This window comes from Azospira inquinata (genome assembly GCF_018905915.1).
In the GTDB taxonomy this organism is placed as follows: Bacteria; Pseudomonadota; Gammaproteobacteria; order Burkholderiales; family Rhodocyclaceae; genus Azospira; species Azospira inquinata.
In genome coordinates, this window is record NZ_CP064782.1 from 836,882 (window position 1) to 852,173 (window position 15,292).

Sequence of the window (15,292 nt, forward strand, 5' to 3'; positions counted from 1 at the left end):
TACCTGACGGCCAGGGCTTCGGGAGTTGAGGAAGCTGCATTTTAACAGCAGAACGGCGCCATATCCGGTCCTTCCTCCATGAAGGGAAAGACCGCCTTAAGCCCCCCTCCCTCAGGCCACGCCACAAGGCCTGTCCCCGAAGATCGGCGCGCGCCCCAAGAAAAAGGCCCGGACAAGCCAAGCTTGTCCGGGCCCTGGGCGCCGGAGCCCTCCGAGGGCCCGGCAGGGGAATGCCCCGGGAGATGACCGCAGGCTCAGGCGGCCGGGCGAATCACCCCGTATTCCAGGCCCAGGTCCAGCAACCAGCGCCGGTACTGGGCAGAAAGAAGGTCCGCCGGTTGGGGCATTTCCGCCCGGGGGTCCAGGGGCAGCTTCACCGGCACCTGGTTTTCCACAATGGGCAGATCCTGCAGGAAGATGGTGTCCTGGAAGGAGCGCAGATCCTCTTCGCTTTGCTCGAAGTTGGTCATGGAAAGGATGATCCAGGCCTTCACATGTTCCTCGTCCAGGGGCTGCAAGGTGAGCAGAATGGATTCGCTGTAGCCTTCCTGGGCCGCCGGTTTCTTGGTGAGGATGGCGGTGAAGGGACGGGGGCAACGGTAGGCATATTCCACGTCACTGCCCCCATGGATCAGGGCATTGGTCTGGGGCTGCCAGAAGTGGAGATCGGTGGCCACCACGCCGCAGCCGTCCACATCCCGTGCCACCTTGTAAGGCTTCACTTCCGCCTTTTCTTCCAGGCCCAGAATGCCCGCATGGACATAGGAAAAGTGGGCCTGATCCAGGAAGTTTTCAATTACCCGAGGGGGCGCTGCCGCCACGTCGTAGGGCCCGCAGAGCACTTGGCGCAGCTTGGGGTTCTGGAATTCCGGGTAATCCAGCACGGGCTGGGCCGGAGTGCCCAGGCACACCCAGATCAGACCGTAGTGTTCTTCCACATGGTAGGGCTTAGCCTGGATGGCTTTCGGCACTTCCTGATGGGGATGGGCGGGACGCAGGGTGCAGGCGCCGCTGCCGGCGAATTCCCAGCCGTGGTAGGGACACACCACCTTGTCGTTTTTCACCTTGCCGATGGAAAACCGGCAACCCCGGTGGGGACAGCGGTCTTCCCAGGCATGGACCTGGCCGTCGCTACCGCGCCACAGGAGCACTTCCTCCTGCATCAGTTTCACCGACAGCAGATTGCCCGCCGCCAAATCCCGACTGGCCGCCACCACATGCCAGTCATCCAGAACCACTCGATCGGAAATCATTTGCTTCCTCGCTTGGGCCCCGCTCCACCCCCCGTAGAGGGCGAGCCGCCACATCTAAGATGTTTAAACAGGGTTGAATGCCGCGGCCCCTAGCAGGCGTCGACAAAAACCATGCTAGCACCAGGGAAATGGAGGAGGGGTGATAGGCCCTATAACCAAAGTCAGATAATAAAAAGCCCGCCAAAGGCGGGCTGGGAGGCGGGGTCCCGGGGCGGCCAGGAACAGGGGCTAACGCTCAGGGCTCCAGGGTTTTCATCAGGACTTTGGAACGGCGCTGATAGTTGTACATGAGCCGCTTTTTGCTGGGCAGGGCATCCACCGTAGCCAGTTCAAAACCCCGCTCGATAAACCAGTGGGTGGTCCGGGTGGTGAGCACGAACAGGCGGGAAACCCCGATCTGACGGGCCTTGTCCGCAATATGGTGCATCAGCCGCTCCCCATACCCCCAGCGCCGGTGTTCATGGGAAACGGCCAGGCAGGCCAGTTCGGCGGTCAGGTCCAGGTCCCCCTCGTCCCCGTAGGGGTAGAGGGCAGCGCATCCCACAATCACCCCGTCGTGCTCAATGACGGAAAAGCGGCCGATTTCCTGTTCCAGCAGCTCCCGGGGCCGGGGCACCAGGGTGCCGTCCGCTTCCAGGGGCGCAATCAGGGCCACCAGGCCGCCGATGTCGTCCGGCTTGGCTTCCCGCAAGGTATCCAGGGGGGCCCGGGTTACCACCGTGCCCACCCCGTCGTGGGTGAACAGTTCCTGCAATACCGCCCCATCCTGGGCATAACCGATGATATGGACCCGGGAAACCCCGCGCCGGCTGGCCCGCACCGCACAGGGCAGATAGCGCTTCAGGTCCGGGGACAGCCAATCCCCCACCCGGCTAAGCTGTTCCGCCCCGTCGGCGGTAAGTTCATCCAGCAGATGGCCTTCCGCATCCGTGGCCCCCGGGCTATCGGTGAGGAAAATGAGCTTTTCCGCCTTGAGGGCGGCCCCCACCTGTTCCGCCACCTCTTCCATGGAGAGGTTGAAAATTTCCCCCGTGGGGCTGGCCCCCAGGTTGGAGAGCAGGACGATGTTGCCCAGGCCCAGCTGGGCCTTCAGTCCTTCCGCATCCACCTTGCGCACCGCCCCCGTGTATTGGAGATCCACCCCATCCACCACCCCCACCGGCCGGGCGGTAATGAAATTGCCCCCCACCACCCGGATGGTGTTACCGGCCATGGGCGTATTAGGCAGGCCCTGGGAGAGCAGGGCTTCCACTTCCAGATAAACACTGCCCACGGCGTCGATGACGCAATCCAGGGTGTCCGCATCGGTGACCCGCAGCCCGGCGTGGAAGCGGGATTCCAGACCTTTTTCCTGGAGTTCTTCCTCGATCTGGGGCCGGGAACCATGGACCAGCACCAGATGCACCCCCAGATTGGCCAGCAGGCTCACGTCGTAGGCGAAGGTGCGGGCCAGGGGGCCGGAAAAGGCCTTGCCGCCAAAGGCGATGACAAAGGTCTTACCCCGAAAGGAGTTGATATAGGGAGCGACAGACCGGAACCAGGAAACGAACTGGGCGGGGGAGGCGGCTTGGGCGGGGGTATCGGACATGGGGACGATGGGCGAAAAATCAGTTTTTGGCTTTTTTAGCGGGCTTTTCCGTGGTTTTGCCGCTCTTGGGCTTGGGCCCCAGGGCGGATTCCAGACGCTGGCACAGGGTGCTCAGCACCATGATGCGGGCAAAGTTCTTGTCCTCAGCGGGCACCAGGCTCCAGGGGGCGATTTCCGTGCTGGTGCGATCCACCATGTCGCACACCGCCTCCTCGTAGGCATCCCACTTTTCCCGGTTGCGCCAGTCCTCGTCCGTAATTTTGAAGCGCTTGAAACGGGTGTCCTCCCGCTCCTTGAAACGGCGGAACTGCTCTTCCTTGGAAATGGACAGCCAGAATTTGACCACAATGGCCCCATGCCGGGTGAGCTGGTCCTCGAAATCGTTGATTTCCGCATAGGCCCGCATCCAGTCCGCTTCGCCGCAGAAGCCTTCAATACGCTCCACCAGCACCCGGCCATACCAGGAGCGGTCGAAAATGGCGACCCGGCCATGGCGCGGCACCCGGCGCCAGAAGCGCCAGAGATAGGGCTGATCCCGCTCTTCCTCGGTGGGAGCGGCAATGGGCACGATCTGGTACTGGCGGGCGTCCAGGGCACCGGTAATGCGCCGGATGGAGCCCCCCTTCCCCGCCGCGTCATTGCCTTCAAAGACGATGATCAGGGAGCGGTTGCGGAAGCGCTCGTCCATGGTCAGGGTGTGGAGCCGCCCCTGCCATTCCGCCAACAGGCTTTCATATTTCTTCTTGGCCAGGGCCTGGCTCAGATCTAGGGCGGACAACAGGTTCTTGCCCTCCAGCACCCGCTGGAAGGGAGCGGCGGACACCCGGTGATTGATGTCCGGCCGGGCCAGGCGGCGCTGCATGGCGTCCAGCAGAATTTTGCCCACGGTCATGGAGCGGTAGCGGGCGTCATAGCCATCCACCACGGTCCAGGGGGCGAAGCCGGTACTGGTCTGGCGCAGCACATGCTCGCTGAAGCGCTTGTATTCTTCGTAATGCTCCCAGCGCCACCAGTCCAGGTCCGTCACCCGCCAGGCCGTCTTGGTATCGGCGCCGAGGAGCTTGAGGCGCCGCTTCTGGTCCGCCTTGCCCAGGTGAAACCAGAATTTGAGCAGCAGCACCCCTTCGTCCGTGAGCATTTTCTCGAAGCGGGTGATTTCCTCCATGCGCTGATCCAGTTCCGGCCCCTTCATTTCCCCGGCCACCCGCTGCTGGATGGGCTCGGTGTACCAGTTGCCGAACATGATGCCGACCCGCCCCTTGGGGGGCAGGGCCCGCCAGTAGCGCCACATGTGGGGCCGCTCCTGCTCCTCGTCGGAGGGATCGGAAAAGGCGTAGGTGTCGATGTTCCGGGGGTCCATCCAGGCATTGAGGAGATTCACCGTCTCCCCCTTGCCCGCCGCATCCAGGCCATTGACCAGAATCAGCACGGCAAAGCGCTTGGCCTGGAGCACGTCATACTGGGCATCGAGCAAATCCGCCCGCAGCTGGGGTTCCTCCCGGCTGTAATCCTCCTTGCTCACCTTGTGTTCCAGTTCCGCCGATTCAAACATCGCTACTCCCCCCGAAATCGCCCCATAGGGCATGAATGGCGGCCAAGGCCGCAAGTCCGGCTGTTTCCGTGCGCAGCACCCGGGGCCCCAGCACCAGGGGCAAAAAACCCGCCCCCTGAGCTTGGGCCACCTCTTCCGGCGCCAATCCCCCTTCCGCCCCCACCAGCAACTCCACGGCTCCCTGGGGCCGGGGCAACTGGCACAGGGCCGTGGCGCCTCCGGGGGACAGCACCAGACGCAGGGTGTCCGGCGCGGCCGGCCGGGCCAGATATTTCTCCAGGGTGAGGACCCCTTCCACGGCCGGCACCCGGTTGCGACCGCATTGTTCGCAGGCGGACACCGCCACCCCGCGCCAATGCTCCACCCGCTTATCCGCCCGCTCCCCGGCCAGACGCACCACACTGCGCCGGCTGGCCACGGGCTGGAAGCGGCTGACCCCCAGCTCCACCGCTTTTTGCACGGTGAAATCCATTTTGTCCGCCCCCTGGACGGCCTGTACCAGAACCAGGTCCAGCAGGGATTCCCGCTCCACGGCCTGGTAATCCTCCAGGCGTACCTGCACCTGATCTTTGCCCGTGCTCTGAATAACCCCCAGGTATTCCCCCCCTTCCCCGTTAAACAGGGTCAGGCAGTCCCCTTCGGCCAGACGCAATACCCGCACCGCATGGCGGGCAGCAAAGGGAGGCAGGGCAACCAGAGCCCCCTGGGACAGGGGCAAAGGGCAAAAAAAGCGGGGCGCGTTCATCCCGCCATTATAGGCTGAAACCGGCCTGGCTCCGGCGCTCCGGGCTTACCGGAGCGGGACGGGCCCAAGCCCCGAACCAGGGGAATCCACGGTCCACGAAAAAAGCCCGGAGGCGAAGAGCCCCCGGGCTTTCATAGGCGTGAAACCTGAAACGCTCAGGCCGGATTGATCAGGTTCACATTCACCCCCATGATCAGGGCCGTTTCCGCCGTGGAGGTACCGCTAAAGGTCTTGCTGGCCGCATCCGCATGCCAGCCGGAAGAAGCGCTGCCGCCACCGCCGGAAAAGTCGAAGGGACCGATGCGCAGGCCGCCGCAGACTTGCCACTTTTCCGAGAAGGACTGGAAGGTGGAGGAACTGACCGTGATGGAGAAGGAAGGTTTGTAACAGACCACCATGCCCACCTTCTGCACCGTCATGATGCCCTTGGGGCCCCACACCGCTTGGCTACCCCCATCCCCGTAGGGCGTATAGCCCCGGACAAAGGGACCGTTAGCGATGGAGGAGACAAAAGAACCGTTGTACCAGCGCCCAGCCTGGATGGAAATCTGGTCCCAGGCCTTGAAATTGATGGAAACTTTGAGGGAGGAATCGCTGGCGAATTCGTCAATCCGCTCCCAGGAGCCCCCCACATTCACGCTCCAGAAGAAGTTGCCCACGGAGGTGCTGCCCTTGGCCCAGGTCTTGGAATAGTCGTAATCCGACTGGGAGTTGGAAAAGCCGATGGAGCCGCTACTGCCTCCGGTCCCGGACAGCACCTTGCTCATCCAGGTGGTGGCGTCCATGCTCAGGGAGTAGGCCGGTACCAAGGGGAAACCGGATAGGCTGGAATCCTGGAACTGGGTGTAGTAATCCTTGTTGTTCGATCGGCTCAGAGCATCCGTGAGGCCGGGGGTGGCGGTTTCGGAGATCAATTCGTTTAGAACAGCTTGCTGAGAATCCATATTCTTACCCGCCGAATCCAGTTGGGATTGCCACGCTTTCCCTCCCATGGACCCCAACCAGAGCTCGAAGACCGGATTGTTGGTCCCCCCGGTTGCCTTGATATAGTCCGCCTGAGCCTGGGCATAAATGGTTTTGTAATTATTGACAGCAATCTGATACATATTGCGAGCCTGATCAATCTGGGCCTGCAATCGGGGATCGGAGGTCGCGGCACTGACCACGCTGAGCATAGTCGTATAACTATCATTGAAGGTCGTGCCAGCAGAAGTGTATTGGCCGGTGGCGCTGAACTGGGGCACTTCCGCACAGAAATCCCACTGGGCGGCGGCGGTGTAACCGCTATTCGCAACCGGCCAATTCCAGGTGGTAAAGGGGTAAACCAACTGGAAATTCTGGGGGCTCACCCCCAGACCATCCACGATGGCGCCATAGAGGTGATTCCAGGCCTTATCGTTGACGTCGGCCGCCTCCACGGTGGTCAAGGGAAACTCACTGGTGGTAGCCAGGGGATGGCGGGTATTGCGCATATCCAGGGTAGTCAGCAGCGCCCCGTCTTCCAGGGTAGGTGTGAAAAATTTACGCATGGTCTTTCTCCGAACAATGGGTGCATCGCGAAAGAAACAGCTACGTGGTCAAAGCCCCGGCCACGCCGGAGAAAACGGCACTTAACCGCCATCACCGGGAGCCCATTGTGCGCCCCAAAAAATAAATGACAATTGAATTTAATGATCGATTTGTCATATATCCGTAACAGGCCTTTGAGCCCGGCGAGAACAGGCGCCCTCCTCCAGGTATCAGCGTTCGGGAAAGGGCGCCAGCAACGGGTTCGCCCGGGGGAACACCTCCCAAACGGCCGACAGGCAACGTGCTATCATCCCTCGAACTTTTTGCAGCGCCCGTCCTGGGGCTCCTGGCACCGGGGCGGAAACCGCGTATTTCTGAGGTTTCCCATGGTCAGTCTCACCACTCCGGTCTGCGACTTCGGTTGGCAGGCACCGGATTTTGACTTGCCCGGCACCGACGGGCGACGCCACACCCTGGCTTCGGCAAAAGGCCCCCGGGGGCTCCTGGTAATGTTCATCTGCAATCACTGCCCCTATGTGCAGGCCGTTGCCCCCCGGCTGGTCACCGACAGCCGCCGCCTGATGAGTGCGGGCATTGGCTGCATTGCCATTCTCAGTAACGACGCCACCGAATACCCGGAAGACAGTTTCGAGCACATGGTGGCCCAGGGCCGGGAATGGGCCCTGCCCTTCCCCTATGTTTGGGACGGGGACCAGACGATTGCCAAGGCCTATGGGGCTGTATGCACCCCGGACTTCTTTGGCTTCAACGCCGATCTGGGCCTCCAGTACCGGGGCCGGCTGGACGACACGGGGCGGAATCCGCCCCGGCCCGATTCCCGCCGGGAACTGGTGGAAGCCATGCTCCAGGTGGCCCGCACGGGCCAAGGCCCGGCGGAGCAGATTCCCAGCATCGGCTGCTCCATCAAATGGAAGGCCTAGACTTTTCTCCCCACCGGGCCCGCCCCTGGGTCGAGGCGGTCATCGCCGCCGTGCACAAGACGGCCCGGGAGGAAATCGTGCCCCGCTTCATGGGGGTCACCCAGCAGGTCAAGGACGACGGCACCCTGTTTTCCGAGGCCGACCTGGCCTCCCAGCGCTCCCTGGTGGAGAGCCTGCCCCGCATCGTGCCCTGCCCGGTGATCGGGGAGGAAATGTCCCGCAATCACCAGGAAATCGCCCTCACCCAGGGGGGCGGGGACGTGTGGTGTATCGACCCCATCGACGGCACCACCAATTTCATCAACGGCCTGCCCTTTTTCGCCGTCTCCGTGGCCCTGTTGCACAACTACCGGCCCTGGCTGGGGGTCACCTACAACCCCATGAGCAATGAGCTGTTCTATGCCTGGGAAGGCGGCGGGGCCTACCTGAATGGCAAGCCTCTGCCCCTGCGCCAAGTCACCCAGCGCATCGGGGAAGCGGTGGCCAATGTGGACCTGAAACGGCTGGATAAGCCTTTGGCGGAGCGCATTGCCAGCGCCCCGCCTTTTTATTCCCATCGTAATTTTGGCAGCAGCACCCTGGAATGGTGTCAGGTGGCCGCAGGCCGGGTGGACGCCTATCTCCACGGCGGCCAGATGCTCTGGGATTACGCCGCCGGCAGCCTGATTCTGAAGGAGGCGGGGGGCTATATGTGCACCCTGGCCTGCGACGACTTTCACCAGGACAAGCTGTGGCGCCGCCAGGTAGTGGCGGCCCTCAATCCCACCGTATTCACCGCCTGGCGGGACTGGCTGCGGGCCAATAACCCGCCGCCCCCCCAAGCCTAGAACCGGCCTAGATCCGGTTGCCCTGGGGCGGCTGCCAATGCCGCTCCAACACGTTCCGGGCCGGACGGCCCACGTAGTAGCCCTGGGCCAGATCAATGCCCATGCGGCCCAGCTCTTCCAGCACTTCCTTGCTTTCCACGTATTCCGCCACCACCCGGATATTCAGTTCATGGGCCAGGGCATTCATGCTCTGCACAAAGGCCCGATCCTTGGCGTTATTCAGGATATTGGCGACAAAATCCCCTTCCACCTTGAGGAAATCCACGGGGAAGCGGCGCAGATAGTGGAAGGAAGAAAAGCCGGAGCCGAAGTCGTCGATGGCCAGCTTAAAGCCGTCGAATTTCAGGTCATTGAGGAAGCGCTCCAGCAGGGAGAGGTTTTTCACCGTATCCCGCTCCGTAATCTCAAAGACGATGCGGTCCGGCTGGATGCCGCTATCGCTGACGATCTGGCGCAGGGAGCGGGCAAATTCCTTGAGCACCATGGCCCGGGGCGACAGATTGATGAAAATGAAGCCGTCGTGGCCCGAATCCTTGAGCTGGTCTAAAGCCTTCTCGATTACCAAGCAATCCAGGCGATGGATGACGCCGATCTTTTCCGCCAGTTCGATGAATTCATCCGCCCGCAGCAGATGGCCATCCACTTCCATGCGGGAGAGCACTTCGTAGGCCATGACCTCCTGGCCCTGAATGTCCAGAATGGGCTGGTAGAAAGGAATGATGGCCTTTTCTTCCACGGCGGTAAGGATGGTGACGCTGCGCTGGGAAATATCCCGGAACACTTCCATGGCGTCCTCGGCGGTGGGCACCGCCACCCGCTCTTTCCCTTCCGCCTTAGCCTTGTACATCATGTTGTCGGCGAAGAGGAACAGGTCCTTGGCCTCCGTGGCATGGTCCGGATAAACGGACAGGCCGATGGAGGCGGAACAATGGAGCCCTTCCCCGCCCGGCGCCTGGACCGTGGTATTGCGGGCCGCATCCAGGATGCGATAGGCCACGGTACAGCTTTCCTGGAAATCTGCTTCGGGCAGCACCACCACAAATTCGTCCCCGCCGTAGCGGGCGAAAATATCCCCGCCCCGCAGGGCACCCCGCACTTCCCGGGCGAATTGCTGGAGGAATTTGTCCCCCACCGCGTGGCCGTAGTTGTCATTGACCAGCTTGAAGTTGTCCAGGTCGATGAGCAACAGCCCGAAATGGAGCTGGTGACGTTGAGCCCGGCCCACTTCGTAGCCCAGCATTTCCCAAAATACCCGCTGGTTGAACAGGTCGGTCAGGGGGTCCCGGGTGGCGTAATACTCCAAATCCTTGGTGTACTTGTAGATGGCCTTCACCGAGCCCACCACATTGAGCAGGGTGGAAAGCACGCTGTCCAGCACCAGATGGCGGGTATCGTCTTCCAGCTCGTCGGCCTGGACCCCAATGCCCACAATACCGCCGATCTTGGGGGTATCCACGAAGAAGGATTTGACCCGCAGGCGCACTTCCTCTTCCCCCAGCTCCACCGGCTCGCCGCCCAGCTGGGCCACGTGATGGTTGATATGGACGCTGGTCAGGTCAGAAAAGCGGGGGTTGTTGTTCAGCACTTCCCGGATATAGCGCTCCACCCGTTCCTTGGTCATGGACGTGGGGGTGCGGTACCAGAAAATTTCCAGGTCAAAGAGTTCGTCGTCGATCTGGAAAATGGAAAAGAGCACGTGGGCATTGAGCACCTTGTTGATATCCACCACCAGGTGATTCACGTACTCCCGCCAGTCCCGGATGATGTCCGAGGTAATGACGAATTTTTCCAGGAGGCCGATTTCGAACTTGAGCATGTCCTTATCCACCGCGATAGTCCGCAGCTTGCTCACCAGTTCCTCGATCGCCTGAAAAATGCGCCCCAGTTCCGTAAAGGTGGGGCGCTGCTGGCCTAATTCCAGCTTCCGTAGATCGGACACCCCATTCACCCCGGCCACACCGTCCTCCACCGCCCGCAGGGCGGATTCCAGCCGGTAATTGACCCACCACACGGCGAGCAGGGCCACCACGCCGCAAAGGGGAATAAGGGCAGCCAGGGACCAGAAAAATTGCTTGCGCGCCTCGGTCACCTCGGTCTGAAGATTCTGCCGGACCTCAATGACCCCCAGCACATCCCCTGACACCACATTGGTGTGACAGCCCAAGCAACGTTGTTCCGCCTTCAGGGGATAGACAAAGCGCACCGTCCGCCCTTCCACCGCCTGACCGGATTGGCCACTGGCAAGGGCACCGCGCAGCAGGCCGTCCAGGGGCGGCTGGCCGATTTTGCCGAAGCGGGCCTCCACCCGGGGGCCCCGGTAAATACCCACCTGGGTACGGGAATCCTTGGTGGCCTCCCGCAGACCACCGAGAAAATGTTCCGCCTGGGCCCGACTCCAGCCCGTGCTCATTAATTCGAACATGGCGGCAAAAGTGGTCTGGGCCGTCACTGCCGCATCTGTCTGGGCCTTTTCCTGCACCGTGGCATCAAAAGCCCGGCTCACCGCCCAATAACCGCCGCCGAAAAAAACCAGGGCCACGAGAGCCGAGGTGGCCAGCACAAAAGTCCGAATTCGCATGTTTCCTCACCTAAAGGCCCCGTCTGCCGGGGGCCAGGGTTCAACCGTGTTGTTTTTATGGGTTGTCGCACCGCCAAGGCGAGATTCAAAACCAATGCGCCGTCCCAGGCCAGGAAATATTCCATGAAAAGCCCCGAGCCCCCAAGCTTTTTCCGCATTTTCTCCCCACCAATAGGGATAACCCCTAGGAGCGGTCCGCCGGGGCGGGGGAAAGAGTAGAATCCGCCAGCAGAGTGCCGAGGTCTGCGCCGCAGCCCGGCCTTTCTTTTTGACCCCTGTTTTTCGGAGTATCGATGTCCCGACTGTCCTTGAGCCGCTATTTGACCGAAACCCGGCGCCGTCAGCCCACCTTGGACACCTCCCTCTGCCAGTTGGTAGAAGGGGTGGCGGAAGCCTGCAAAGCCATTGCCGCCGCCATCGGCAAAGGGGGATTGGCCGGAGTGCTGGGGGAAGCGGGTAGCGACAATGTGCAGGGGGAAGCCCAGAAAAAGCTGGACGTGATCTCCAACCAGGTGCTGCTGGACACCAACAGCCACAGCGGCCTCCTGGCGGGCATGGCGTCGGAAGAGATGGAAGTTCCCTTCCCCATTCCGGAGGGAGCGCCCCAGGGCAAATACCTGCTGCTGTTCGATCCCCTGGACGGCTCTTCCAACATCGACGTGAACATTTCAGTGGGCACCATTTTCTCCATTCTGGCCTGTCCGGACGGGAGCAACGGCGCCCATGAAAGCGCCTATCTCCAGGCGGGCAGCCGTCAGGTGGCCGCCGGTTACGTGGTCTACGGCCCGGCCACCCAGCTGGTGCTGACCCTGGGGGCCGGGGTGCATAGCTTCACCCTGGACCGGGAGACGGGCACTTTCCTCCTCACCCAGGAAAACCTGCGTATTCCGGAAGAAACCCGGGAATTTTCCATCAACATGTCCAACCAGCGCTTCTGGGAGGCCCCGGTGCAGCGCTATGTGGCGGAATTGCAAGCAGGCAAGACCGGGCCCCGGGGCAAGGACTACAACATGCGCTGGGTGGGCTCCATGGTGGCGGATGTGCACCGCATCCTGACCCGGGGCGGAGTCTTCCTCTACCCCTTGGACAGCAAGATGCAGGACAAGGGGGGCAAGCTGCGCCTGTTGTATGAAGCCAATCCCATGAGCCTGCTGGTGGAACAGGCGGGAGGCGCCGCCAGCACGGGCCGTCAGCCCATTCTGGACATCGCCCCCGGCGCCCTGCACCAGCGGGTGCCGGTGATTCTGGGCTCCCGGGCAGAAGTGGCCCGGGCCGTCGCCTGCCACCAAGAAGCCTGAGCCATGTCCGTCCAGCATCCCATCATTGCGGTCACCGGCTCCTCCGGCGCCGGGACCACCACGGTGCGCAAGACGTTTGAACGCATTTTCTGGCGGGAAAACGTCAATGCGGCCCTGGTGGATGGGGATGCCTTCCACAAATACACCCGGGCGGAAATGGGCGCCGCCATTCGCACAGCGGAAAACTCCGGACACCAGCCCCCGTCCCACTTCGGTCCAGGCAGCAACCTGCTCCCCGAATTGGAAGAGCTGTTCCGGGAGTACGGGGAACAGGGCACGGGGGAATTCCGCCACTACATCCACGACGAGGTGGATGCGGCGGCCTGGGGCCAGGAAATCGGCACCTTTACCCCGTGGACGCCCCTGCCGGAAGAAACGGATATGCTGTTTTACGAAGGCCTCCACGGCGCCTTCAAGCACGGCACGGTGGATGTGGCCAAGCACGTGGATTTGCTCATCGGCGTGGTGCCCACCATCAACCTGGAGTGGATTCAGAAAATCCATCGGGACACCCACATGCGGGGCTATTCCCTGGAAGCGGTGACCCAGAGCATCCTGCGCCGGATGCACGACTACGTGCATTACATCACCCCCCAGTTTTCCCGCACCCACATCAATTTCCAGCGGGTGCCGGTGGTGGACACCTCCAACCCCTTCATCGCCCGGGATATTCCGGCCCAGGATGAAAGCATGGTGGTGATCCGCTTTGCCGACCCCCGGGGGGTGGATTTCCCCTATCTGGTGACCATGATCAACGATTCCTTCATGTCCCGGGCCAACACCATCGTGATCCCCGGAGGCAAGCTGGACCTGGCCATGCAGCTCATTCTCACGCCCCGCATCTGGCGCCTCATGGAACAGCGGGAACGCCGCAGCTAGGCCCCTCCCAGGGGTTTTCCCCTAGCCCCCACGGCTGGCAAAAAGGCCTGATAAAGCGGATAATTCCGGCTTTTTCCAACGGTCATTGCCGCCCAGCGGCCGCCCCGGAGCCCCATGCAATACAGTCCCCTTACCAGTGCCATTCGCGCCCTCGCCATGGACGCGGTTCAGAAAGCCAATTCCGGTCACCCGGGCATGCCCATGGGCATGGCGGAGATTGCGGAAGTCCTGTGGCGCCGCCACCTGAAGCACAATCCCAACAATCCCCATTGGGCGGACCGGGACCGTTTTGTGCTCTCCAATGGGCACGGCTCCATGCTGCTCTACGCCCTGCTGCACCTGACGGGCTATCCGGTAAGCATTGAGGACCTGAAGCACTTCCGCCAATTCCAGTCCCGTACCCCGGGCCACCCGGAAGTGGGCCACACCCCTGGAGTGGAAACCACCACCGGCCCCCTGGGCCAGGGCATCACCAACGCGGTGGGCATGGCCATTGCCGAAAAGCTGCTGGCTGCCGAATTTAACCGGCCCGACCACCCCATCGTGGATCACCACACCTACGTCTTCCTGGGGGATGGCTGTCTCATGGAGGGGGTTTCCCACGAAGCCTGCTCCCTGGCGGGCACCCTGGGCCTGGGCAAGCTCATCGCCTTCTACGACGATAACGGCATTTCCATCGACGGCAACGTCCAGGGCTGGTTCACCGACGATACCCCGAAGCGCTTTGAAGCCTACGGCTGGCAGGTGATCCCCAACGTGGACGGCCACAGCAGCGCCGCCATCGAGGCCGCCCTGGTGCAGGCCCAGGCGGAAGGCAACAAGCCCACCCTGATCTGCTGCAAGACCAAGATCGGCATGGGCTCCCCCAACAAGGCGGATAGCCACGATTGCCACGGTTCCCCCCTGGGAGACGAGGAAATCGCCGCCACCCGCAAGGCCATCGGCTGGGATTACCCGCCCTTTGAAATTCCCGCGGACATCTACGCCGCCTGGGACGCCAAAGCCAAGGGCGATGCGGCGGAAGCGGCCTGGAATCAGGCCTTCGCTGCCTACCAGGCCGCCTACCCGGAACTGGCCGCCAGCTTCACCCGGCGCATGTCCGGGGAACTGCCCGCCCAGTGGGACGCAGCCAAGCAACACTACCTGGAAGCCACCCGTGCCAAGGCGGAAACCATCGCCAGCCGCAAAGCCAGCCAGAACGCCATCAACGGCTACGCCCCGGCCCTGCCCGAACTGCTGGGCGGCTCCGCTGACCTGGCCGGTTCTAACCTGACCCTCTGGAAGGGGGCCCAGGGCGTGACCCGCAACGGGGGCGGCAACTACCTCTTCTACGGGGTGCGGGAATTCGCCATGACCGCCATTGCTAACGGCCTGGCCCTGCACGGGGGCTTCATCCCTTACACCGCCACCTTCCTGGTGTTTTCCGATTACGCCCGTAACGCCATCCGTATGGCCGGGCTGATGAAAATCCGCCAGGTGATGGTGTACACCCACGACTCCATCGGCCTGGGGGAAGACGGTCCCACCCACCAGCCCGTGGAACATATTCCCTCCCTGCGCCTGATTCCCAATGTGGACGTATGGCGCCCGGCGGATGCCACGGAAACCGCCGTGGCCTGGGCTTACGGTATTGAACGCCGGGACGGCCCGTCCATCCTGGCCCTCTCCCGCCAAGGCCTGCCCACGGTCACCGGGGCCATTGATCCGGCCCAGATCCGCAAGGGCGGCTACATTTTGTCTGACGCCCAGGGCACCCCGGCCGTGGTGCTCATCGCCACCGGCTCCGAGATCAAGCTGGCCCTGGAAGCCCAACAGGCCCTGGCGGCGGAAGGCATTGCCGCCCGGGTGGTTTCCATGCCCAGCACCAACGTCTTTGACCGGCAGGACCCGGATTACCAGCGTCAAGTGCTGGGCCGGGGCATTCCCCGGGTAGCCATCGAAGCCGCCCATCCGGACCTGTGGCGCAAGTACGTGGGCCTGGAAGGGGCGGTCATCGGCATCGCCCGCTTTGGCGAATCCGCCCCCGCCGGCAAGTTGCAGGAATTCTTCGGCTTCACCGTCGCCAACGTGGTTCAGGTGGTCAAAGCCACCCTGGCTTGACCCCCCGTTTCCGGCCCCTTTG

At 62.5% G+C, this 15,292-nt stretch carries 11 protein-coding genes; 5 read left to right on the plus strand and 6 right to left on the minus strand.

The features are described 5' to 3' along the window. Positions 1-254 precede the first annotated feature (254 nt). From Azoinq_RS03695 to Azoinq_RS03715, 5 genes are all read right to left on the minus strand, one after another. On the minus strand, positions 255-1,253 hold the full coding sequence (locus tag Azoinq_RS03695; RefSeq protein ID WP_216125832.1) for an aromatic ring-hydroxylating oxygenase subunit alpha: 999 nt from the start codon (positions 1,251-1,253) through the stop codon (positions 255-257). Between the two features lie 235 nt (positions 1,254-1,488). Then, positions 1,489-2,841 (minus strand): amino-acid N-acetyltransferase, encoded by a 1,353-nt coding sequence (gene argA / locus Azoinq_RS03700; RefSeq protein ID WP_216125830.1) that lies wholly within the window; start codon positions 2,839-2,841, stop codon positions 1,489-1,491. 19 nt (positions 2,842-2,860) lie between these two features. Beyond that, positions 2,861-4,393 carry a polyphosphate:AMP phosphotransferase gene (gene pap / locus Azoinq_RS03705; protein ID WP_216125826.1) on the minus strand — a complete coding sequence of 511 codons (1,533 nt, stop codon included), beginning with the start codon at positions 4,391-4,393 and terminating at the stop codon, positions 2,861-2,863. After that, complete coding sequence (locus tag Azoinq_RS03710) at positions 4,386-5,138, minus strand: 16S rRNA (uracil(1498)-N(3))-methyltransferase (RefSeq protein WP_216125822.1); 753 nt, start codon at positions 5,136-5,138, stop codon at positions 4,386-4,388. The genes pap and Azoinq_RS03710 overlap by 8 nt, the downstream gene beginning before the upstream one ends. A gap of 155 nt (positions 5,139-5,293) precedes the next feature. Next, complete coding sequence (locus Azoinq_RS03715) at positions 5,294-6,667, minus strand: hypothetical protein (protein ID WP_216125819.1); 1,374 nt, start codon at positions 6,665-6,667, stop codon at positions 5,294-5,296. Positions 6,668-7,033: 366 nt separating this feature from the next. Between Azoinq_RS03715 and Azoinq_RS03720 the strand changes: the two genes are divergently transcribed. Continuing rightward, complete coding sequence (locus Azoinq_RS03720) at positions 7,034-7,588, plus strand: thioredoxin family protein (protein ID WP_216125816.1); 555 nt, start codon at positions 7,034-7,036, stop codon at positions 7,586-7,588. After that, positions 7,576-8,415: an inositol monophosphatase family protein gene (locus Azoinq_RS03725; RefSeq protein ID WP_216125813.1), complete on the plus strand. Its 840-nt coding sequence runs from the start codon at positions 7,576-7,578 to the stop codon at positions 8,413-8,415. The genes Azoinq_RS03720 and Azoinq_RS03725 overlap by 13 nt, the downstream gene beginning before the upstream one ends. 7 nt (positions 8,416-8,422) lie before the next feature. On the opposite strand, the gene Azoinq_RS03730 is transcribed toward Azoinq_RS03725, so the two are convergent. Beyond that, entirely contained in the window at positions 8,423-10,993 is a 2,571-nt protein-coding gene (locus Azoinq_RS03730) for a putative bifunctional diguanylate cyclase/phosphodiesterase (protein ID WP_216125810.1), read from the minus strand. Between the two features lie 293 nt (positions 10,994-11,286). Between Azoinq_RS03730 and Azoinq_RS03735 the strand changes: the two genes are divergently transcribed. From Azoinq_RS03735 to tkt, 3 genes are all read left to right on the plus strand, one after another. After that, entirely contained in the window at positions 11,287-12,291 is a 1,005-nt protein-coding gene (locus Azoinq_RS03735) for a class 1 fructose-bisphosphatase (protein WP_216125808.1), read from the plus strand. A gap of 3 nt (positions 12,292-12,294) precedes the next feature. Then, the gene (locus Azoinq_RS03740) at positions 12,295-13,170 is read left to right on the plus strand and encodes a phosphoribulokinase (RefSeq protein ID WP_216125805.1); all 876 of its coding nucleotides are present in this window, start codon (positions 12,295-12,297) and stop codon (positions 13,168-13,170) included. 114 nt (positions 13,171-13,284) lie between these two features. Next, positions 13,285-15,270 carry a transketolase gene (tkt, locus tag Azoinq_RS03745; protein ID WP_216125793.1) on the plus strand — a complete coding sequence of 662 codons (1,986 nt, stop codon included), beginning with the start codon at positions 13,285-13,287 and terminating at the stop codon, positions 15,268-15,270. Positions 15,271-15,292 lie beyond the last annotated feature (22 nt).